Annotated in this window: 28 protein-coding genes; 25 read left to right on the forward strand and 3 right to left on the reverse strand. The window is 43.8% G+C overall.

Annotated features, from left to right (window positions below; genetic code table 11):
• The first annotated feature begins 6 nt into the window (after positions 1–6).
• The 9 genes from H140_RS0103605 (at position 7) to H140_RS0103645 (ending at position 6,744) form a co-directional block, all read left to right on the forward strand.
• Positions 7–249, forward strand: coding sequence for a hypothetical protein (locus H140_RS0103605; RefSeq protein ID WP_019672291.1), 243 nt, complete (start codon positions 7–9; stop codon positions 247–249).
• Complete coding sequence (locus H140_RS0103610) at positions 242–451, forward strand: TraR/DksA family transcriptional regulator (protein WP_019672292.1); 210 nt, start codon at positions 242–244, stop codon at positions 449–451. The genes H140_RS0103605 and H140_RS0103610 overlap by 8 nt, the downstream gene beginning before the upstream one ends.
• On the forward strand, positions 448–780 hold the full coding sequence (locus tag H140_RS0103615; RefSeq protein ID WP_019672293.1) for a hypothetical protein: 333 nt from the start codon (positions 448–450) through the stop codon (positions 778–780). The genes H140_RS0103610 and H140_RS0103615 overlap by 4 nt, the downstream gene beginning before the upstream one ends.
• A gap of 2 nt (positions 781–782) precedes the next feature.
• The gene (locus H140_RS0103620) at positions 783–1,094 is read left to right on the forward strand and encodes a hypothetical protein (protein WP_019672294.1); all 312 of its coding nucleotides are present in this window, start codon (positions 783–785) and stop codon (positions 1,092–1,094) included.
• Between the two features lie 5 nt (positions 1,095–1,099).
• The gene (locus tag H140_RS0103625; RefSeq protein ID WP_019672295.1) at positions 1,100–1,648 is read left to right on the forward strand and encodes a DUF3486 family protein; all 549 of its coding nucleotides are present in this window, start codon (positions 1,100–1,102) and stop codon (positions 1,646–1,648) included.
• Between the two features lie 70 nt (positions 1,649–1,718).
• On the forward strand, positions 1,719–3,266 hold the full coding sequence (locus H140_RS13820) for a terminase large subunit domain-containing protein (RefSeq protein ID WP_019672296.1): 1,548 nt from the start codon (positions 1,719–1,721) through the stop codon (positions 3,264–3,266).
• Complete coding sequence (locus tag H140_RS13825) at positions 3,267–4,847, forward strand: DUF935 domain-containing protein (protein ID WP_019672297.1); 1,581 nt, start codon at positions 3,267–3,269, stop codon at positions 4,845–4,847.
• Between the two features lie 10 nt (positions 4,848–4,857).
• Positions 4,858–6,081 (forward strand): phage head morphogenesis protein, encoded by a 1,224-nt coding sequence (locus H140_RS15055; RefSeq protein WP_019672298.1) that lies wholly within the window; start codon positions 4,858–4,860, stop codon positions 6,079–6,081.
• Between the two features lie 147 nt (positions 6,082–6,228).
• Entirely contained in the window at positions 6,229–6,744 is a 516-nt protein-coding gene (locus H140_RS0103645; RefSeq protein WP_033426805.1) for a phage virion morphogenesis protein, read from the forward strand.
• Positions 6,745–6,986: 242 nt separating this feature from the next.
• Here the strand turns inward: H140_RS0103645 and H140_RS13835 are convergent, their stop codons facing one another.
• Positions 6,987–7,451, reverse strand: a complete 465-nt coding sequence (locus H140_RS13835) for a LexA family protein (protein ID WP_019672300.1) — start codon at positions 7,449–7,451, stop codon at positions 6,987–6,989.
• A 364-nt stretch (positions 7,452–7,815) separates the two neighbouring features.
• Here H140_RS13835 and H140_RS0103655 point away from each other — a divergent pair, with 364 nt between their 5' ends.
• From H140_RS0103655 to H140_RS15405, 12 genes are all read left to right on the forward strand, one after another.
• Positions 7,816–8,967, forward strand: coding sequence for a hypothetical protein (locus H140_RS0103655; protein WP_019672301.1), 1,152 nt, complete (start codon positions 7,816–7,818; stop codon positions 8,965–8,967).
• A gap of 6 nt (positions 8,968–8,973) precedes the next feature.
• The gene (locus tag H140_RS0103660; RefSeq protein WP_019672302.1) at positions 8,974–9,294 is read left to right on the forward strand and encodes a hypothetical protein; all 321 of its coding nucleotides are present in this window, start codon (positions 8,974–8,976) and stop codon (positions 9,292–9,294) included.
• Positions 9,295–9,344: 50 nt separating this feature from the next.
• A complete protein-coding gene (locus tag H140_RS0103665) occupies positions 9,345–9,719 on the forward strand; it encodes a capsid cement protein (protein WP_019672303.1) in 375 nt (124 codons plus the stop codon).
• A gap of 81 nt (positions 9,720–9,800) precedes the next feature.
• Entirely contained in the window at positions 9,801–10,724 is a 924-nt protein-coding gene (locus H140_RS0103670) for a major capsid protein (RefSeq protein WP_019672304.1), read from the forward strand.
• Positions 10,725–10,803: 79 nt separating this feature from the next.
• Positions 10,804–11,370 carry a hypothetical protein gene (locus H140_RS0103675; protein ID WP_019672305.1) on the forward strand — a complete coding sequence of 189 codons (567 nt, stop codon included), beginning with the start codon at positions 10,804–10,806 and terminating at the stop codon, positions 11,368–11,370.
• A gap of 105 nt (positions 11,371–11,475) precedes the next feature.
• Positions 11,476–11,934: a gp436 family protein gene (locus H140_RS13840; RefSeq protein ID WP_019672306.1), complete on the forward strand. Its 459-nt coding sequence runs from the start codon at positions 11,476–11,478 to the stop codon at positions 11,932–11,934.
• Between the two features lie 10 nt (positions 11,935–11,944).
• Complete coding sequence (locus tag H140_RS0103685) at positions 11,945–12,406, forward strand: Gp37 family protein (RefSeq protein WP_167320783.1); 462 nt, start codon at positions 11,945–11,947, stop codon at positions 12,404–12,406.
• Between the two features lie 150 nt (positions 12,407–12,556).
• Positions 12,557–13,453, forward strand: a complete 897-nt coding sequence (locus H140_RS15060; protein ID WP_019672308.1) for a BspA family leucine-rich repeat surface protein — start codon at positions 12,557–12,559, stop codon at positions 13,451–13,453.
• Positions 13,454–13,526: 73 nt separating this feature from the next.
• Positions 13,527–14,738 carry a phage tail sheath subtilisin-like domain-containing protein gene (locus tag H140_RS0103695; RefSeq protein ID WP_019672309.1) on the forward strand — a complete coding sequence of 404 codons (1,212 nt, stop codon included), beginning with the start codon at positions 13,527–13,529 and terminating at the stop codon, positions 14,736–14,738.
• A 1-nt stretch (position 14,739) separates the two neighbouring features.
• Positions 14,740–15,264 (forward strand): phage major tail tube protein, encoded by a 525-nt coding sequence (locus H140_RS0103700; protein WP_019672310.1) that lies wholly within the window; start codon positions 14,740–14,742, stop codon positions 15,262–15,264.
• A gap of 132 nt (positions 15,265–15,396) precedes the next feature.
• The gene (locus H140_RS13850; protein WP_019672311.1) at positions 15,397–15,687 is read left to right on the forward strand and encodes a phage tail assembly protein; all 291 of its coding nucleotides are present in this window, start codon (positions 15,397–15,399) and stop codon (positions 15,685–15,687) included.
• The gene (locus H140_RS15405; RefSeq protein ID WP_228127155.1) at positions 15,647–15,829 is read left to right on the forward strand and encodes a GpE family phage tail protein; all 183 of its coding nucleotides are present in this window, start codon (positions 15,647–15,649) and stop codon (positions 15,827–15,829) included. The genes H140_RS13850 and H140_RS15405 overlap by 41 nt, the downstream gene beginning before the upstream one ends.
• Here H140_RS15405 and H140_RS0103710 read toward each other — a convergent pair.
• Together H140_RS0103710 and H140_RS0103715 are read right to left on the reverse strand one after the other, a co-directional pair.
• Positions 15,826–16,083, reverse strand: coding sequence for a hypothetical protein (locus tag H140_RS0103710; RefSeq protein WP_019672312.1), 258 nt, complete (start codon positions 16,081–16,083; stop codon positions 15,826–15,828). The two genes, H140_RS15405 and H140_RS0103710, sit on opposite strands and share 4 nt — an antisense overlap.
• A gap of 140 nt (positions 16,084–16,223) precedes the next feature.
• Positions 16,224–16,430, reverse strand: coding sequence for a hypothetical protein (locus H140_RS0103715; protein WP_019672313.1), 207 nt, complete (start codon positions 16,428–16,430; stop codon positions 16,224–16,226).
• Between the two features lie 47 nt (positions 16,431–16,477).
• Here H140_RS0103715 and H140_RS13855 point away from each other — a divergent pair, with 47 nt between their 5' ends.
• Genes H140_RS13855 through H140_RS0103735 form a run of 4 tightly spaced genes read left to right on the forward strand, consistent with a single transcriptional unit; the run spans position 16,478 to position 20,796 of the window.
• Complete coding sequence (locus H140_RS13855) at positions 16,478–18,946, forward strand: phage tail tape measure protein (protein ID WP_019672314.1); 2,469 nt, start codon at positions 16,478–16,480, stop codon at positions 18,944–18,946.
• Complete coding sequence (locus H140_RS0103725; RefSeq protein WP_019672315.1) at positions 18,943–19,725, forward strand: phage tail protein; 783 nt, start codon at positions 18,943–18,945, stop codon at positions 19,723–19,725. Before H140_RS13855 ends, H140_RS0103725 begins: the two co-directional genes overlap by 4 nt.
• Positions 19,722–19,988: a tail protein X gene (locus tag H140_RS0103730; RefSeq protein ID WP_019672316.1), complete on the forward strand. Its 267-nt coding sequence runs from the start codon at positions 19,722–19,724 to the stop codon at positions 19,986–19,988. The genes H140_RS0103725 and H140_RS0103730 overlap by 4 nt, the downstream gene beginning before the upstream one ends.
• Complete coding sequence (locus H140_RS0103735; protein ID WP_019672317.1) at positions 19,981–20,796, forward strand: phage late control D family protein; 816 nt, start codon at positions 19,981–19,983, stop codon at positions 20,794–20,796. The genes H140_RS0103730 and H140_RS0103735 overlap by 8 nt, the downstream gene beginning before the upstream one ends.
• Positions 20,797–20,801 lie beyond the last annotated feature (5 nt).

Here is a 20,801-nt window from a genome sequence, read left to right on the forward strand (position 1 = left end):
GCTGTTATGCAATCTTATGATAACCAGCTAAGTAATACTAAGCACTGGTATCAGTCCAAAACTATCTGGTTTAACGCTATCTTGGGCTTTTTGGCATTAATCGTTAGCATACTAGACCCACTTATACCACAGCTTGAAGCCTTTATGACTGCTGAAAACTTTGGCTTACTGCTCGCTTCTGTCAACTTAATCAACGCTGTATTGCGTAAGTTTACCCACAAAGCGATTAAAGGCGGTAAGCGTGAGTGACATTATCGACACCGCCAATAAGAGCTTTGAATATTGGCTAAATGGGCAAATTCAACAAGCAACAAAACAAGCCGAGCCAAACGATATTGATGCGTGTGAGGACTGTGGCAAGCCTATTGGCACGGCTCGTAAATGTGCTGTGCCATCTGCTACTCGCTGTATTAACTGCCAAACTAAATACGAAATAAGGAACAAACGATGATACTAGAGCTTGAAACCTATCAAGCAATTGGGTTGGCAGTGACTATCGGCGGTAGTATCTGGGGTGCTGGCAAGGCGTTTTTTACTCGTTTTGAAACGGCGCTACGTGAGCGTGATGACGGTCTTAAAGATGAGCTAAGTAAGCTAAGCCGTCAAGTGGGTGTGCAGACAGGTGAGGTACGACAGCTAGAAAAAGACTTGTTACAACTTAAAGCCGAATTGCCTGCTAAGTACGTCCATAAGTCTGACTTTAACCGTACCTTTACGGTGGTGGAAGCTAAGCTTGATAGGCTGTATGGCATTATTAGCCAAAACAATAATAAGGATTAGCTATGACTATTGATTTACAAAAAAGTCGCCGTGAGGGTATGCGCTGGTATTTACTAGTGGCCATGCATCGTGGTGAGCCACTTGGCTGCTCTGATCATATACTCAAAACCATTATGGATGATATCTACGGCAAGGTAACGCCTAGTGAGCTACACCAACAGCTAAGCTATCTTGAAAAAAAGCAGACAGTGACGGTGACAAAAAGCCCTGATGGGCATTGGCATGGCAGGCTGACCGCTGTGGGTATTGATATTGTGGATTATACGGTGGACTGCCCTGCGGGTATCGCTCGCCCTGCTAAGTATTGGGAGTAAATGCTATGGGACGGGAAACTGCGATTGATAGGCTTGCACCTGAGCACTTAGAACTGCTAAAGCAAAGGCTTGAGGATAGTGGCTTTAGAAATTATCAAGAGCTAACTGACTGGTTAACTGAGATGGGATATGAAATCAGTAAATCTAGTGTGCATCGCTTTGGTAAAAAGCATGAGCAAAAGATACAAGCGGTCAGTTTGTCGACACAAGCTGCTATCCATATGGCAGAGCGTAATCCTGATGATGCTGGGGCACTGTCATCCACTGTGATTACGATGATGCAATCAGAGTTTTTTAATGCACTGGTGCGACTACAAAGTCTAGATGATGACAATGTTAGCCCAATGCAACGTATGACAGCCTTATCTAAAATTAGTAAAGGAATTGCTGAGCTGTCTAAAGCATCTGTTAATCAGAAAAAATGGCAAGTTGAAGTGCGTGAAAAAACGAAGATAGCCGCTGATGAAGTACAGGATATTGTGAAATCTGGTGGTCTATCTGATGAAACAGCTGACTTGATACGCTCTAAGATCTTGGGGATTGCACACTCATGAAAGCAAATCTTTGGGACGTTATTATCATTTGGATATTTTGTCAAACCATTCTTGAGTTAGGCAAATGCATATGAAACATGCCACGATTAAAAACACGCCATCTATATTCTTACCCTATCAGCAAGCATGGGTAGCGGATACTTCAGCGGTAAAAATATTCGTGAAATCACGGCGTATTGGTGGCTCATGGGCGGAAGCTGGTGAATCAGCACTGGAAGCTTCACGCCAAAATGGACAAGATACCTGGTATATCGGTTATGCCAAAGATATGGCGATAGAGTTTATCCGTGATGTCGCAGACTGGGCTAAGTATTATCAGCTTGCTGCTGGTGAGATTGAAGAGTCTGAAGAGGTGTTTATTGAAGGCGATGAAAAAAAATCTATCCTTGCTTATACCATCAAGTTTGCTAGCGGATGGCGTGTGACGGCTTTGTCTTCTGCACCTCGCAATCTACGTGGTAAACAAGGGCGGGTGATTATTGATGAGGCGGCATTCCATGACAATTTGGGGGAACTACTAAAAGCGGCATTTGCCTTACTAATCTGGGGTGGCTGTGTACGTATTATTAGTACTCATAATGGTGTCACTAACCCTTTTAACCAACTGGTAGAAGATGTTAAGGCTGGAAGGCTACCTTACAGTTTACACCAAACTACCTTTGATGAAGCCTTAGAGCAAGGTTTATACAAGCGAATTTGTCTAAAGCTTGGGCGTGAATGGACTGCTGAAGGTGAAGCTAAGTGGGCAAATGAAATCCGTGAGATTTATGCAGATAACTTGGATGAAGAGCTTAACTGTATCCCTAAAAACAGCGGCGGCAAGTGGCTTAGTCGTGCGCTTATCGAAAGCCGTATGACACCTGATGTGCCCATCTTGTTATATAAGCGTGGTAATGACTTTAATCTACAAACTGAAGCCTTGCGGATTGCAGACTGTAATCAGTGGTGTGTAGAAAATATACAACCTATTATTGATAACTTGCCTAACAATGCAAAATGCTTTGTGGGTGGTGACTATGGTCGTAATGGGGATTTAACAGTGTTCCCACTTGCGATACGTACCACTGGATTGGTATTGGAATGCCAAGCGATATTTGAGTTAGAGAATATCCCATTTAGTCAGCAAGAACAGGTGCTTAATTATATATGCGATGGTCTGATTGATACTGGACGAATGTTGTTAGGTATGGCACTGGATGCTGGTGGTATTGGTGCGTCTAATAGTGAAAAAGCACAGCAACGCTATGGCGCAAGTGTGGTTGAGTGTGTCAAGTTTAGCAATGCTTGGTATGCGCTTAATATGCCACCGTTTAAGGCGGCACTTGAGGATGGCACAGTTGATAACTTGCCACGTCATGAGAATGTGTTGTCTGATTTATCTGCGTTTGAAGTGATTGATGGTGTGCCAAAACTGCCAAAAAAGAAAAATAAGGGCAAAGACAATCAAGACCGACATGGTGATATTGGGACGGCACTGGTACTGATGCACTATGCCAATCGGACGTTGAACGATGGTGCATTAACGATAGGCTCTCGCCCCAGTGATACAGATAACAGTGTACAACAAGGTATCGGTCTGCTTGACCGCTTTAAAAATATGATACGAGGCTATGACTAAATGAGTATAACGACCAGCAAAAGCAACCAACTGTCACAAGAGATTGCCAGTCGTGAAAAGATAAACCCATATCTAGGCTCTGACTTGGGTGCCCTGATGATGTCACTACCTAATCCTGATCCTGTGCTAAAAAAACTGGGCTGCGATATAGAGGTGTATCGAGATATTATGGTCGACCCTGTCATTAAGGGTGCTGTGCGTCGTCGCCGCTCTGCTGTCGTTGGTCTTGAATATGGGCTCGACCAAGGGGATGCCTCAGATAAAGTGATGGACTTGTGCAAGCAGGTACTGGCTAATATCAAGCTGCGTACCTTGATACGTGAGCTACACGATGCAGCATGGTATGGTTATAGCCCAGCTGAGGTGTATTGGACTAAAGATAATGGCTTATGGATACCATCAAAGGTCGTCGGGAAACCGCCTGAGTGGTTTGGCTTCAATGGTGATAATGATCTGTGCTTTAAAGGCTTTGATAATATGAGCTTTGAGCCTGTGCCTGATATGAAGTTTATCATGGCTCGTAATGATGCAACCTTTAACAATCCATACGGTGTGGCGGATATGGCAGCTGTGTACTGGTATGCGATATTCCGTAAAGGCGGACTGAAGTTTTGGTTACGCTTTGCCGATAAATACGGTCAAGCTTTTATTGTAGGTAAGCATCCCCGTGGTACACCGCAACTTGAGGTCGATAAAATACTGGATAGCTTGGAGGTGTTAAGCCAAGACGGTATTGGTGCTATCCCTAATGATGGCTCTGTCGAAATCATTGAGGCGGCTGGCAAAGGGGCAACTGCTGATATGTTTGAGCGACTATTAAAGTACTGCCGTAGCGAGATTAATATTGCACTGCTTGGACAGGATCAATCGACTGATTCATCGAGCACCAATGCCTCTGCACAGGCTGGGCTTGAGGTAACAGACGACATACGTGATGCCGATGGTGAAATGATAAGCGACGCCATCAATGAGCTATTGCGTTATGTGGTGCGCTTAAATATAGGTGATAATGAGCCAATGCCTGTCTGGTCTATGTGGTCTGATGAGGATGTGACCGAAGCTTTGGCTAATCGTGATGAAAAACTACAAAAAGCGGGGGCACGTCTGACTAAAACCTACTTTATGCGAGCCTATAAACTCGGTGAAGATGATGTCGATGTCGACGCACCGCTTACGGCACAAGCTCGAAGTCGAGGACGTGCTGCTCGTGGCCGACAAGATGAGGCTACGCAAGACTCTGGTGTGAAAGCGGACTTTAGTGAGAATCCATCCCCAACCCTTGCTGTATCAAAGGAAGGGAGATTTACGCCTATACGAATAGACTATGCAGATACTAATGTCGATAAAATGGCAAATGCCAGCCAGCCATATATAGACGATTGGTTAACCCGTCTGAAGGTGGTGATTGATAGTGCGCCAAACTTAGAGGCTTTGCCTGATATGCTGGCTAATGCTTTTAGTGATCTACCCAATGATGAATTGGTTGAGGTAATAGCACTGGGGATGACGGCAGCAGAGTTGGCTGGAGGTGCTGAGGTGGTTGGCGAAGCGGTATTAAATAAAGATGGTAGTAGCTTGTGAGTGATAAATTATGAGCGATAAAGATCTGGCTAATGTACAAGCGGCGTTTAAGCTACCCTTTGCTGAGCAAATAGCGTTTTACCAGCAAAAGCTGCGGTTGCCAACACAGAGCTATAAAGACTTACAAGCACACCAGCATGACAAAGCGTTTGTGGTCGCTGGCGCAATGAAGGCGGACCTTCTAAAAGACTTGCAAGATGCTGTGGCGAAAGCAATAGAAGATGGTGAAAGCTTAGGTCAATTTAAATCACGCTTTGATGAGATTGTAGCCAAGCGGGGCTGGCTAACTGATACTGATAAAGAATACAAGGCGTGGCGTGCTCGTATTGTCTATCTGACCAATCTGCGTAGCAGTCATGCGGCTGGACGCTGGCAACAGATGCGTACCCCTGAGATGATGGCGGCACGCCCATACTGGCAGTATCGGCATACGACGCTTGATAATCCAAGGCTCAATCATAAACGGCTTAATGGTAAGGTACTGCCTGCTGATGATGGCTGGTGGTCAATCAACTATCCTCCCAACGGCTATGGCTGTAACTGCTATGTGCGGGCGTTAAGTAGAAAAGATGTAGAGCGTTTAGGGCTTAGCGTTGCAAAAACACCAGATTATGATGGTGCAGATGATAGCTTTGCGCATGCACCAGGATCGAGCTGGTATCCTGATCTTGATAAATATAGCTATGCAATCGCTAAGGCGATGGTTGCTGATGGTATGGCAAACGGGGTGTTTGAGCGTTGGATAGCAAGAATGAATGACCAGCGTGATGAACTGGTACAAAGTGATGGCTATAAAGGTCTATCAAGTTTGGATAAAAACCGACTGATAAGACAGGCTGACACGGGTGAAAAATATGCAGTGGCAGTGATAAATCCAAGCCAAAAGCAAATACTGGATGTTAAAACACAAACTATCTGGCTAAGTGAATATGATGCTCTTAAACAGGCGCAAAGCCGTGCAGGTAATCATGGGTTTGATGCATCGAGTTATCACAAAGTACAACGAGTTATTGATAATGCGACGCTTATTGTACGTCAGATACATAAGCCTACGGGTGATCTGTCAAAACGCACATTATGGGTTGAAGGGTTTATTGATGGTAAGACGTCTCGATATAGTGCAGTGCTGCATCAGACGGCGGATGGCAAAGAGGTGTATTTGAAGTCTTATAGGTTAGATAGCACTAAAGACAAATCAATCAAGAAACGTGGTGAAGTGCTATTTGAGAAATAGCAGACAAAATGAAGCACCTAGCAGAACGCTCCCAGAGTTCTCATGCCAATCACCGAAATCTGTAAAATAGATTGGTGGCGGGAGGGAGGCTCACCGCAGTTGGGGCTAGGTGCCTATTTATATTAATACATAACATGAGTGGGTGCAATGATAAGCGTACAACTTGAAGGCGTTGAGCAAGTAGAAAAGCAGCTGCTACGAGTGCAACAGCGTGTGGGTGATATGCGTCCACTTATGGCGGATATCGGTGAGCATCTAGTCAATAGCACTCATGATAACTTTGAAAGCTCTACTGCACCAGATGGCTCAAAATGGGAGGCTAATAGCCCAGTCACTTTTGCTCGTATGCTAGGCAAGTCTGATACGGGTAAATCAGGACGCATTAACAAGCGTGGTGTGAATAAAGTGGCGAATAAGCGACCGCTGATAATGAGTCATACATTAATGCAATCAATCCATTATCAGGAAACTAGCACTAATGTGACAGTCGGTACTAATATGGTGTATGGCGCAATGATGCACTATGGTGGTAGTAAGGCTAAGTTCCCTCATCTGTGGGGTGATATACCAGCACGTCCGTATTTGGGTATTGGCCGTGATGATGGGTCGGTGATTAAAGATATGATTGGAGATTATTTGCTTGATGCTTTAAATAATAGATAACTAAGCCATCCCCAGCCCTGAGAAGCGTTAAGAAAAGCTCTGGGGGAGCTTTTTAGCTTCGCAAGAGCCAAGCTGTGCTTGGCTAAAGAAAAGGAAGGGAATGAAAATAAAAACCGCTTAAATGCGATTTAAGCGGTTTTGTTGTGTTTGTGGGGTTAGGTGTGGTGATTTTAGCTTTATAGCGTTTATAAACGTTTATAAAGGGGTTTAAAGCTTAGTTTTATGTTGTATTGATTATGCAATTAACTACGCCAGCCCCTTTTATCTGCAAACACCCAAGTCACGACCCCGATAACCATAAAATATTCTGGATGGTCAACAATAACATCACGATGTGTATCGCTATGGGCAATCAATCGAATGCCATCACCACTTACACAAAGCTCTTTGATTAAAGTCTCGTTAAAATAATCGACTGCCACCAGTTGCCCAGATTTAGGCTCAATATGCCTATCGACTAATAAAAAGTCGCCATCATCAATACCCGCCTTAACCATTGACATACCTCCAGCTTGATATAAAAACGTCTCGCTTGGATGTTGCAAGCACAGCGTATTTAGATCTACCATCTCAATATCATCTGTTATTGGGCAGGGTATCCCTGCCGATAGCTTAGATAAAAACTGTGGTAGATTAGCATGAGTCTTGGCATCTAACACCCCAACCAGCTTTGCGTTACTTTCAATAACATCGTGCATTAGCTTCATAAATCCTCCTTTAATCAAATGGATGTAAGATCATCTTCTACTTAGCCACAGCATCTTGCAAGTCAATAGCTAAATTACACGCCATGTAATGTCGTTTCTTTTTTTTAATAAAAACAGCAATGACTATTTAATCCTTAAAACAGCATAAAATCACCACAGTAATACAACCTCTACTATGTGTCATAAATGAGATTAACTCTACTTACTACCTAACTTACGCATAACGATACAGTGTAACAACTGCGAATTATTTTTAAATCGTCAAAAGATAGAGCATTGCCAATCTAAAAATAATCAGCAGTTGTTTTAAAGATTAAAAACTATCTATCTGCGTAACGTCAGTTACTACTTATGGCACTTATCCATGAAACGCATTCATATCTTTAAGACAGGCACACATACTGACAGCCACGGGCAAACGGTGAACTTTAGTGAGTCTGACTTGGCTGCTGCCGTAACAGCTTACAATCCCGATATCCATCAAGCCCCTATCGTAGTTGGACACCCAAAGACGGATGCCCCTGCTTTTGGCTGGGTGCAATCCTTATCTAGTGAGGGCGGTAATTTGTACGCCACTCCTGAACAAGTCAACACTGAATTTAGCGAACAAGTGAAAGCTGGCAGCTACAAAAAAGTATCTGCTAGCTTTTATCCTCCCAATAGCCCAGCAAATCCAGTCAAAGGCGTGTATTACTTGCGTCATGTTGGGTTTTTGGGCGCCAAGCCACCTGCGATTAAAGGCTTACAACCTGTGGAATTTAGCGAAAGCGGTGATGAAGTCACCTTAACGTTAGATTTTAAAGAAAATCCATCCCCAACCCTTCCTTTGGAAAAGGAAGGGAACAAAAACTTATTTGAGCAGATGGTCAGTAGTATAAGAACACTTCTTTTTGGTGAGTCTGCAACTGCTACTGTGACTAGTGCTCAAACTGATATTCAAAATAAACCAGAACAAAAGGATGATGATATGACGACTCCAGCACCTGCTGCACCAGCAACTCCACCAGTACCCCCTGTGACTCCTGCACCACACGCTACACCTGATACTACTGAAAAAGATGCCGAAATTGCACGTTTAAAAGCTGAGCTTGATGCCAAAAAACAAGCGGAAGCGAAAGCAAAAGCCGATGCTTTGACTAAAGAGAATGCCGATTTTGCTGAAAGCTTGGTCAATGACGGCAAGATTGCCCCTGCTGATAAAGCCCTTGTTACTGCCATTTTAGATGGTCTTGATGCAGCTGATACAGCTAAGCCGATTGAGTTTGGTGAAGGTGATGACAAACAGCCATTAAAGCAAGTGGTAAAAGACAAGCTTGCAAGTGCCAATGCAGACAGCTTTGCGTATCTGTTTAGTGAGGCGGCTGGTAAGCCTGCTGAGAGTAGTACAACTAATTTTGAAGCACCGACGGGTACGACGATTGATGCAGATCGGTTGGCTCTACATAACCAAGCCTTGGCTTATAGCGAGGCACATAAGGTTGACTACGCTACGGCTGTGGTCGCTATTGGGGGTTAATAAAAGATGCAAAAAGTTATAGTGCTTGCTGCTGCCTTAATGGCTTGTATGACTGTCACCACAGCCGTCAATGCTAGCGTAGGAAAGATTAGTGTTTTTACAGAGCATCAAGCCATCCATATGACACGCCATCGAGTGTATAACCCTTATGCTCCCACTGGTGACTGGCCGTATATAGGGCGTTTGGGAGTTGAGTACAATCGCAATAACTTTAGTTACAGCTTGGGCTATATCCATCGCTCAAACATCGACATTGACGGCGACGAGTATAACTACGATGGCATTAGTCTAGGTATCAAATACACGCACTGCTTAGTGGGATGCTAAAACATAAGCAACGGCAATTTTTTTTAAACAATGAATAATAGGTTAAGACTATGCAAAACATCGATAAAAGCGTACAGCATCGCAGCGTACTGGCACTGCCCGTCACCGTACAACAAGACACGCCCAAAGGCACATGGGTCACCGCCACAGGTACAAAGCTAACAGCTAATAGCTTGCCACTTGGTATTACTCAATATGATGCGGCAACTGGCGAAACAGTAGCTGTTACCGTCATCGGTACGGCAAGTATGAATCTGGATGGTATTGCCGAATCACAAGTAATGGCAGGTGATGCAATCACCTTTGATGCAGGCTCTGTGGCAGTAAAACCTGCTGCTGAAGCTGCAAGTATACTCATGGACGTGCGAGGTGTGGTGCTGTATGACGCTGCTGCCACGGGACATGCTGAGGTGTTGCTGCGTTAAAAATCCATCCCAGCCCTGATTTAACAAAGGGCGGAGACAACATCTGCAAACCAAAATTATTAAACGAAAAGGACAAAGCCAATGGCTAAAGTAACCGTAGATCCCATTTTGACCAAAGTCGTACAAGGCTATGTTGTACCCAATACTGTGGGTCATGTGCTCTTCCCACGTGTGGGTGTGCAAAAATCTGGTGGTAAGGTCATCATGTTTACTGACCGAGACTTTAAGATCTATAACACGGCTCGTGCACCAGGCTCAAATACCAAACGCATCGATGTCGGCTATGAAGGCGCTGATTATGCGTTAGAGAATCATAGCTTGGAGGGTAAGCTACCACGTGAACATCTGCGTGATGCTAATGCAACCGCACCAACCATTAAGCTTGAACAGCGTGCGGTGCGTAAGCCGTGGAATGCGATGGGACTTGGTCTAGAGGTGCAACAAGCGAAACTGGCTCGTGACCCTGATCAGTATGCAGACAGCAACAAAAAAGCCTTATCTGGTACGAGTATGTGGACTGACCCTGATAGTGATCCTGTACAAGATATTGATGATGCTAAAGAGGTTATCCGCTCTCAATGTGGTGTTGAGCCAAACCGTTTGGTATTAAGCCCAAGTGGTTTTAAAGCGTTAAAGAACAACCCTAAAGTTCGTGCAGCGATGAAAATCACAGCCGATGGTAAAGCCATCTCACCTGAGATGCTTGCTGAACTACTTGATCTAGATGAAGTGGTTGTCGGTAAGGCGCTTTATTACGATGAGCAAGCAGATGAAACCAAAGATGTGTGGGGTAATGATGCCATCTTGGCGTATACCCCAACATCTGGAGAGCTAGATCGTGAAGAGCCTGCATTTGGTTATACCTACGAGATGGAAGGCCATCCGTATGTGGAAGCTAAGTACTATGATGAGAATGCAAAATGCTGGTTTTACCCAGTGACGCATGAGCGTAAGCCTGTGATTGCAGGTATCTCGGCTGGATTCCTGTTTAAAAACGTCGCTTAAAGCATAGCTAACCGATGTTTTTGTCAGCTGGACAATGTGCTGGCTGACATACTCTCACATATTTTTAAGGATTATCTAAATGCAACAGACAAAACTAACAATGGCAATCGTGGCCGCCTTATACACCATCCGTCATAACGGTATTGACTATGAAGCAGGTGATTTGTTCGAAGTGCCAAAGACTCAAGCGGTGTTTTTGCGCATGGCTAAGTGCGTGCGTGAACCGACTGCGTCAGAAATTGAAGATTGGCAAGCGCAAAAGCAAGCAGAGCAACAAGCTGCGACTTTATATATTAATGAAGAAGAGCTGCCTACACCCCAGCATGCAGTTGCAACGGATAGCACAGAGACGGCAGATGCAGTCACAGATGATAATCAGACCGCTACTGATATGGCAGCGGACGTGGTGGTGGATGATGCCTATGCTGACACAGATCATGCTGATGTCGTAATTGGCGAAGCCGTCTCCTTGCCTGAATCTGATGTAGCTGAAGAAGAAATCAGTAAAAGCACAAACCCATACGATGGCTGGCTTAAAAAAGATCTAAACGCCGAGCTTGATAAGCGTGGCATTGATCATGATGACAAAGCTCGGAATGATGAGCTTGAGCAATTGCTAATTGATGACGACGCCAAACAGGCTTAAATAACAGGCTTAAATAACAGGCTTAAATAACAGGCTTAAATAACAGGCTTAAATAACAGGCTTAAATAACAGGCTTAAATAATAAAGGGGGGCGACGGGCGACTTATGAGTTATATCACCAGTGACGACCAAAAAACACTCGTACCTGCTCATGTCATCCGTGAGCTAACCGATGACGATGCTGAGGGTATTGCCAATCTAGCCATCGTAGATGAGGTTATCAAAGAAGCTTGTGAAGAGGTCGATGGCTACTTACGGGGTCGTTATAGCTTGCCCTTTGCTAAAACCCCAACTTTGGTAAAAAGTGCAGCCAAACAAATTGCACGCTATATGTTGTATGAGCGTCGCCCTGAAGGCTTTGAGTTACCTCCTGCGGTGGTTGATGGGCGTAAGATCGCTATTAAAAACCTTGAGAAAATACGAGATGGTCTGATTAGCTTGGGCGTCAGTGAGGGTGAGCTACAAGGTCGCATACTTGATGATGATGGTGAATTCCACGTCAGTGTGCGCCCAAGCCAAGATAGGATGAGTAACTTTGGGCGAGATGTATTAGATAGGTATTAGACCAATGGTAATGAGTCACTCAAGCATACCGCCTCATAGCTTAACTTGTGATGTGAGCCAGTCGATAGTTGAGCAATTACAAGACATCGTTGATACCACTTTAGCGGTTGAGTTTTATCCAGAAAAGCCAGCGACTTATCGACTCAATCATGCCAATGGTGCACTGCTGGTTAATTATGCTCGCTCAAATTACCCCAAGCACAATGAAACAGGCGCTGTTATACGTCCTCGCACGATGATACTTACCGTCACTATCGTAAGCCGTGGACTATATGACAGATATGGTGCTGTGCCACTGGTGGATTGGGTGCTGGCAATGCTATCAGGCTTCACACCTGAACATGCGGATAAACCACTAGCACCGATTAAGGATTACTTTGTGCAACATCAATCAGGTTTGTGGTTTTATGGTGTGGACTTTGAGACTGAGGTGGTGCATGTGCAGAGCTTGGGTGTGCCTCAGGGTTTTTAGAAATTCCCCTTTAAGGGAATTTCTCTTGCGAGCCTAAAATTGCAGTGCAATTTTTTAACGGCTCTCAGGTTTTATGGCGTGGACTTTGAGACTGAGGTGGTGCATGTGCAGAGCTTGGCGATGAGAGAGTTTTAATTAAAAGGATAAATGATGGCGGAGTATGAATATAACGGCTGTGTGACAGGCTTTAGTGAGTCGGATACGGTGAGTGTGTGGCAGCCTGAACAGGTGCCTTATACGGTAGAGCGTGACGATAATGAGTATAGTCAACGACTGGTTGATGTGTTGCTGCTTGAGACAAAGCTACCTTCTGACCAAGGACTAGCCAAAGACTACTCAGGCACTGGTTGGTATAAAGCTACTGATACTGGGATTGTTTATAACAAGGGCGTACCAGAAGGCGAGACTCATGTGTTTGAGGGCGACCCTGTTGAGTATGTTAGTGTTTATTCCAAAGAAGACGCTAAAGCAAATGCGGAAAGAGCGGCGACATCTAATATACGAAATATGAGCGGTATGTTTTACAAAGAAAGTGACTTTAATGAAGATATTGCGCACTGGGATGTATCCAATGTCACTGATATGTCAAAAATGTTTAACTCAGCTACCTTCTTTAACCAGGATATAGGTAATTGGGATGTATCAAAAGTTACCAGCATGTGGTTAATGTTTTATGGAGCCACTGCTTTTAATCAGGATATAGGTAGTTGGGATGTATCAAACACCTCTAATATGGGGACCATGTTTTATGAAGCCGCTGCTTTTAACCAAGATATAGGTAATTGGGACGTATCAAAAGTGACTAACATGGATTCAATGTTTAGTAGGGCCACTGCTTTTAATCAAGATATTGGCAGTTGGAATACAAGTTCTGTCATTAATATGAACCATATGCTTTACAAAGCTAGTTCGTTCAACCAAGATTTGTCGAAGTGGTGTGTATCTAAGATACCATCAAAACCTAAAGGTTTCGACAATCAAGCGGGAGCATGGACCAAACCACGTCCTGTATGGGGCACATGCCCAAGAGGTGAAGACCGTATTTGATTAATTATCAACAAAGCTTATTACTAGCTATAACCTAAATCATTGCTCAACATATTAATAAAAGGACATACTCATGACCCAATTTTTACACGGTATCGAAACCGTCGATGTCTCCAAAGGCACTACCCAAGTACGTGAAGTACGCTCAGGTATCATCGGCCTCGTCGGCACAGCACCCAAAGGCGAAGTGAACACACTCACCATCTGTATCTCATCTACTGACGATGCCCAGTTTGGCGAGATTACTAGTAATCATACTATACCTCAAGCTCTGAAAAGCCTACGTGAGCAAGGTGCTGGCATGGTGATGGTGGTCAATGTGGGCAGTGATACAGATAGTATTGATGTCGCTGATATCATAGGTACCACTCTCAACACAGGTGAGCGTACTGGCATCCAACTGCTTGCTGATGGCTACGGCACTTATGGCTATGATGCCAGAATACTTATCGCACCAGGCTTTAGTAGTGTGCCTAGCGTGGCTGGTGCACTTGAGGTCATGGCACACAAAGTTAACGCTATGGCATATATCGACTTGCCACTGGGACTCAAACCGACTGAAGCAGTCGCTAGCCGTGGCGGCGTAGCGCCACTTGGCTTGGATATCTACCAGACTCAATCTAGCCGTGTGCGCCTGTGCTATCCGCACCGCAAAGTATTTGACCCTGTGACCAATGAGACTAAGCTTGAGCCTGCCTCTATCGCTTATGCTGGTGTACGTGCTCGTGTGGATAGAGAAAGTGGCTACTGGACGAGCTCATCTAACAAAGAAGTACGGGGCACACTTGGGCTTGAGCGTGTCATCTCTGCTCGATTGGATGACCCTGATACCGAAACTAACCTATTAAATGAAGCGGGTTTTTCGACTCTATTTAAGTCCTTCGGCACAGGATTCTTGACTTGGGGTAACCGCTCAGCCTCATATCCTGTCATTAATGATTTTGATAGCTTTGAGCAAGTACAGCGTACCAAAGACATGGTGGAAGCATCTATTCATCAATCTAGTTTGCCCTTTGTCGATAGTGACATCCGTCAGCCACAGATTGAGACCATTACCGAATTTGTTAACAGCTACTTACGCACGTTGCAAATGCGTGGTGCTATCGTCGGCGGTGAAGCGTACTTTGACCCTTCACGCAATCCTGCCTCTGAGCTTAGCCAAGGACATATCGTGATTGGCTATAAGTTTACCCCTATCTTCCCAATGGAGCGTATCACTTACGAGCGTGAAGTGACGGGTGAATATTTATTAAACCTAAAATCTGTCAACATGGGAGGCATCTGATATGTCCAATAACGGTATAAAAATTCACAAAATTACCCAAGGCGTGGTGTATCTAGATGGTAAAACCATGCTGGGTAAGTGCGAGAGCGTGGACTTGCCTGAGCTGAAGTTTTTGTTTGATGAGTTTAAAGCTTTGGGCATGGTCGGTAAGCTTGAGCTACCCACCAATGGCATTGACAAAGTCGAAGGCAAGATCAAGATGAACAGCCTATATCCTGATGTTGCTCGTAAGCTGACCCCATTTGACTATCGTCAAATTCAGGTGCGCTCAAGTGTCAGTGTGCATAACTCACAGGGGCGTGAAAGTGAGTTGCCTCTGGTTACGTTTTTAACCGTTGCTGTGAAGAATATGCCACTGGGTAAGCTGGGGGATCATAAGAATGTAGACTTTGAATATGATTTTGCCTGCACCTATGTGAAGCAGGTCTTTGATGGTCGTGATGTGGTTGAGTATGATGCCCTTGCCAATATCTTTAAGATCGGTGGTGAGGATATGTTAGCCGACTATCGCAGTAATGTGATGTAAGCATTAAACTGCCATAAAATATAGATACTAACCCGCCCGTTATCCTACCCTTAATGCAAATGCATTGAGGGTTTTTTTATGCCCTATATATATTCCATAGTGAAATTAGATTACACATTTAAGGATGCTGATATGAGTAAAGATACCAAAAAAGAAGCGGTAGCAAACCAACCAATTAAATTACAACATCCGTTTGCAACTGATGCAGGCGTGCCTGTTGAGCAGGTGACAGTAAAAGGTATTACCGTCCGCCAGATGAAACAGGCACAGCGACGTGGCGGTAGTGATGAAGCGGAAGTCGAAACTGCCATGGTAGCAGTCGCTTGTGACTTGGTCGTGGAAGACTTGGAAAATATGCAGATGGTGGACTATGTCGCGGTGCGTGAGCGATTTCAACAGCTTAACTTCAATCGTACCGAGTAGCCACTGGCAAAGCATCCAAGGCTTATTAGCTAAGTGGTTTCATATTCAGCCGAGCGAGATTGATGCGATGACCATTGATGATCTACTGGGATGGGTGGATGAGGCGAATAGGCAAATTGATGCGCAAAATAAAAGTGGTTAATGGTTAAGTGATTGTTGGTCTTTAAGGAGTATGTTTATACCAGCAATCATAAAAATGGGCAGAATAAGTAAAACACCACTGACTGGTGTAGAAATTAAGCTGAAAAATAAAGCACTGAAAAAACCAAACCCATCTTGGTAAACCCAAAAAAAGACGTTTACTACATAAAAAATAAACATGGTTGTCTTGATGTATTCAAGCAACCACTCAGCAAGCTGACCAATAAATTTAAAGAGTGTAATTAGACTTGTCATTTCATTGCCATGTTTATTCAATTTCTTCACTAATAAATTAAACCCTGTTGTAATAAAGGTGGGTAGATAATGCAAAACTTAACGCTTGGTTTGGTTATTGGTGCGACAGTATCAGGCGCACTTTAGAAGCACTGATTAAGTCAGGCAAACCGTGCAAATAATAAACAGATAAACTTCATAGCAATGTTAACTGGTATGGCAATAAAAAAACTTGCAACCAAACAAAGCAGCAAGTGAAAGTCAGTGAGCATCACCATGCCAAGTACAGACACCACCCAACTGGTATAAACAAAGCTATCTGTATCAAAAGCAAGCTCTTTTAGGTAGTTAATAGTTTGTTGGTTCATAATATTGCCTCTGTTTATTGATTTTATATTAAAAGATTGGATTGATTATGGCAAGTAATTTGGTGTTGAGTTTAAGTATTGGGGCTTTGGTATCAGGAACTTTTAGTACAGCGATGGCTAACACCTCGAATACCATTAAAAAGCTTGATGTCCAAACTAATCAGCTAAGCGCTAAGCAGCAGCGGCTGGGCAGTGCTCTATCAACTGGTATGAGTCGCCCTCATGCCAGTATGTCCAAACTACACAATCAGTATTTAAAGATTGGTCGTGTTATTGAAAGTAATCGCAACGCTCAAGAACGACTCAACGCCAGTATTGCAAAGGCAGAACGACTAAAGACTGGGCGTGCTGACTTACGTAGCTCAGCGATGGAAACAATCGGGACAGGTGCAGCTTTTGCCGCTCCGTTTATTGCCTCAGCAAAAGCAGCTATAAACTTTGAAAGTGCAATGGCTGAGGTGAATAAGACGGTTGATTTTAGTGCTGGTAATAGTATTGGTAAGCTTGGTGATGAGCTAAAGCAGCTCTCGCTACAAATACCTCTGACTGCTAATGAGCTGGCATCTATTGCAGCATCTGGCGGACAGCTTGGCGTTGCAGATACTGAGCTTATTGGTTTTACTGAAACAATTGCTAAGATGGGTGTGGCTTTTGATATGTCAGCTGGTGAAGCTGGCGATAGTATGGCTAAGCTTGCAAATGTCTATAAAATCCCTATCGCTCAGATGAGTGAGGTTGGTGATGCAATCAATGAGCTGTCAAACTCAAGTCCTGCTAAAGCAAATGAGATTGTCAATACACTGGGTCGTGTAGGCGGTTTGGCGCAACAGTTTGGCTTGACCGTGAATGAAGCCACAGCATTATCTGGTGCATTTATTGCACTAGGCAAGTCACCAGAGGTTGCTGCGACTGCTATCAATGGCATGATAACCACGCTAAGTACGCTTGACCCCACTAATAAAAAGCAAGCTGGAGTATTTAAGCAAATGGGCTTAGATATGACTGAGTTTCAAAACTTGGTCAAGACCGATGGTCAGGCAGCGATAAACACTCTGCTACAACATATCGAAAAAATACCTGAAGCTGATCGTATTGGTGCATTAACTGGGTTGTTTGGACGTGAATATGCCGATGACATTGCAGCGTTAAGCGGTGGCATAGATACATACACAGCACAGTTACAGACGTTACAAGCTGTTGATGAACAGGGTAATCCTCAATATATAGGCTCAATGGCAAAGGAGTTTGCCAGTATAAGCGGTACAACTGAAAATAAGTTTGCGCTTTTTAAAAACAATCTAACTGTATTGGCTATAACTATTGGTGATGCGTTATTACCAGCGATTAATGAGGCTTTATTGGCAGTAGCGCCTTTTATCCAAAAATTTACTGAGCTTGCTAAAAACAACCCCCAAGTCATTAAATCTATTGCTTTGCTAGTAGGCGGACTATTTGCAGGTAAATTGGGGTTTATTGGTGCTCGTTATGGTATCAACCTGTTTTTTACAGCGTTAAATAGTCTTGCCATGCCTATCAATTTAATTACAGGTAAATGGTCATTATTACGTGGCATGACTGCACTAGGATTAAAACCTAAGGGACTTGTAAGTTTTATAGGCAGTATGCGTCGACTTAGCAGAGTGATAATAACGGTAAGCCGTATTATTGGTGGTGCAGGGCTTCGTGGGCTATTAAGGCTAGGAAGCGGACTGCTTAGACTGGGGCGTATTGTACGAGTAGTTGGTATGATGTTTATGAGCAACCCGATACTTATTGCAGTTGCTTTGATCGCTGGTGCCGCTTTCTTAATCTACAAAAATTGGGATCGGGTTGGACCTTATTTTTCAAAGCTGTGGAATAGCCTAAAAACCTTTGCAAAAAGCGGTGTGGGTAATATCTTGCGCACCATTGCTAGCTTTACGCCACTAGGCTTATTTATTCGAGCGTGGACAGCGGTGTTTGGCTATTTTAGTGGATTGACAACTAAGTTTCGGCAGTATGGTATTAACATCATTCAAGGCTTGATTGGTGGTATCACAGCCAAGTTTGGTGCATTAAAAGCCAAAATGAGCGAGATGGCCAGTAGTGTTGCAGGGGTATTTTCAGGTAAGTTAGAGATTAACTCACCCTCGAAGTTATTTACTCGTATTGCCCACAGCATCCCTGAAGGTATTGGATTGGGGGTAACTAATAAAGCTGGCATAGCTTTAGGAGCCATCCGTAACCTATCAAAGCGCATCGGTGGTAGTGAGATTGAAAGTCCTAAAGTCACTGAAATGGACAACCGCCTAGCTCAAACCGAATATTCAAACAAAGTCTTAGGCAACAGAAGTCTAAGCGGTGGCGGTATGAGTGCAGGCTCTATCCAGTTTAGTCCTACTATTAACGTGCAGGTCTCTGCTGATAACAACAATGTGTCAGCACAAGTACAAACAGGTCTATCCGCTAGCTATGCCCAATTTGAACGTATGCTGGCACAAGTGGAAGCCAATAGACAACGGAGAGCATTTGCATGATAACTCATCTAGGTGATATCAATCTTGGCGACGTGCGAGCGACACAGGGTGCTACGCTAAGAGTTGGTTATGACTTCGCCACTCATGAGCGCCCATTGGGTAAAGCTACCAAGCAGCGATTAGGTGGCACCTTGGATGAATGGCGGTTGAACTTTAAGCTTAGCCATCAGTTTTGTGAGCCACAACAGGTGCTCAACAGGATTAAAATGCTGTGTGAAAAAGGTGAGCCTGCGCCCTTGGTATTTGATTATATTGATTATCAAGGCTGGGTAACTCTTGATAGCGTTGATGTAACCTATCAAGACGTTGCCCCCAATGGCAAACCTTTAATTATTACAGGATCACTGACATTGACCGAGTTTGTTGGTGATACACAGTCAGCACCGACCGCACCAGCAGTACGTGAGCAAGGACAATCTATCGCCAACCCATCACCTGTACAAACTGCAATTACAGATGATGTCAATACGTTATTGCCGCATCGACAGCCTATGCAGCACTTACAACAAGCATTAATCGCACAGCATAAAGCTAAGCGCTTGGTACGTGATATAAAGGACATTAAAGATGGCGATACTGAGGCAATAGCAGGTGTTATTAATGATGCTGTTAATACAGTAAATGATTACTTTGACAGCGATGACTGGAGCGGTCCTCATGTGTCAACATTGCCTGACTTTAGCCTAAAAGACCCTGAGCCACTTGCTAGTCACCTTAATACAACCAACCCATTTTTTACCACGCTTGCTCGTAACACAGTGACACGGTGGTTAGCATGAATACAGTATCAAATCATGGTTATTTACAACACATTGCAAGTGCAGGTGATCGCTGGGATAGCTTGAGTTATCAGTATTATGGTGATGCGACAGCTTATGAACAAATTATCATTGCAAATAAGCACTTACCAATCACAGCAACATTAATAGCAGGTCAAATTGTCTTTATACCCATTATCCAAAAGCCAGCACCAGCAGTGCAGATACCAGCATGGCTGAAAGCAGACAATGATGAGCTAATAGATGAGGTGCCAAGTGATTAAAACACCTGCATTTACACTTCTTTATGACAATAAGAATGCCACTATCGACATTGCAGAGTATATGACTGATGCCAGATATACAGATCATCTTACAGGTACAGCAGATGAGTTGGATATCACCTTATCCGATCCAAAGCGTAGATGGATGGATATATGGTATCCAAATAAAGGCGCTACCCTTAAATTTAGTATTGGTTATGAAGGTGGCGATATGCTCGATTGTGGTACGTTTGAGATTGACGAAATTACCGTTAACGATAGCCCAAATACCGTGCAGATTAGGGCATTGTCGGCTGGCGTTAATACGCCTCTGCGTACCAAGCAATATCGGGCATTTGATGATCAAACATTAGATCAGGTCATTAAGAAGGTTGCTGATGATTTAGGCTTTAGTATTGAAGGGAAAATTGAGCCATTACCCATCGAGCGGATTACTCAGCAAGAAACGGACTTAGCTTTTATTAAACGTCTTGCTGAAGACTATGGCTATATTGTCAAAATAAGGAATAAGCGTTTGATATTTAGCCATGCTGAAACATTAAAGATGGCAAGCTCAGTGACGACAATAGATAGAACTGATGTTATGCGAGGCTGGAACATGCGGGAGCAAATACGGGATGTGCCAAAAGAAACAAATGTCACCAAGCACAATCCAAAACGCAAAAATACAGTTAAAGGCTCTGCTAAACATAAAACCAAAACCATCCGTAAGTCATCAAATACAAAAACTAAGACCAAAACTAAATCAAAAGCTAAACCAAAATTAGTGGTTTATGACATCCAAGACGGTAAGCTAACCAAAAGTTAAAGGTA

Source organism: Psychrobacter lutiphocae DSM 21542 (assembly GCF_000382145.1).
GTDB classification, from domain to species: domain Bacteria; phylum Pseudomonadota; class Gammaproteobacteria; order Pseudomonadales; family Moraxellaceae; genus Psychrobacter; species Psychrobacter lutiphocae.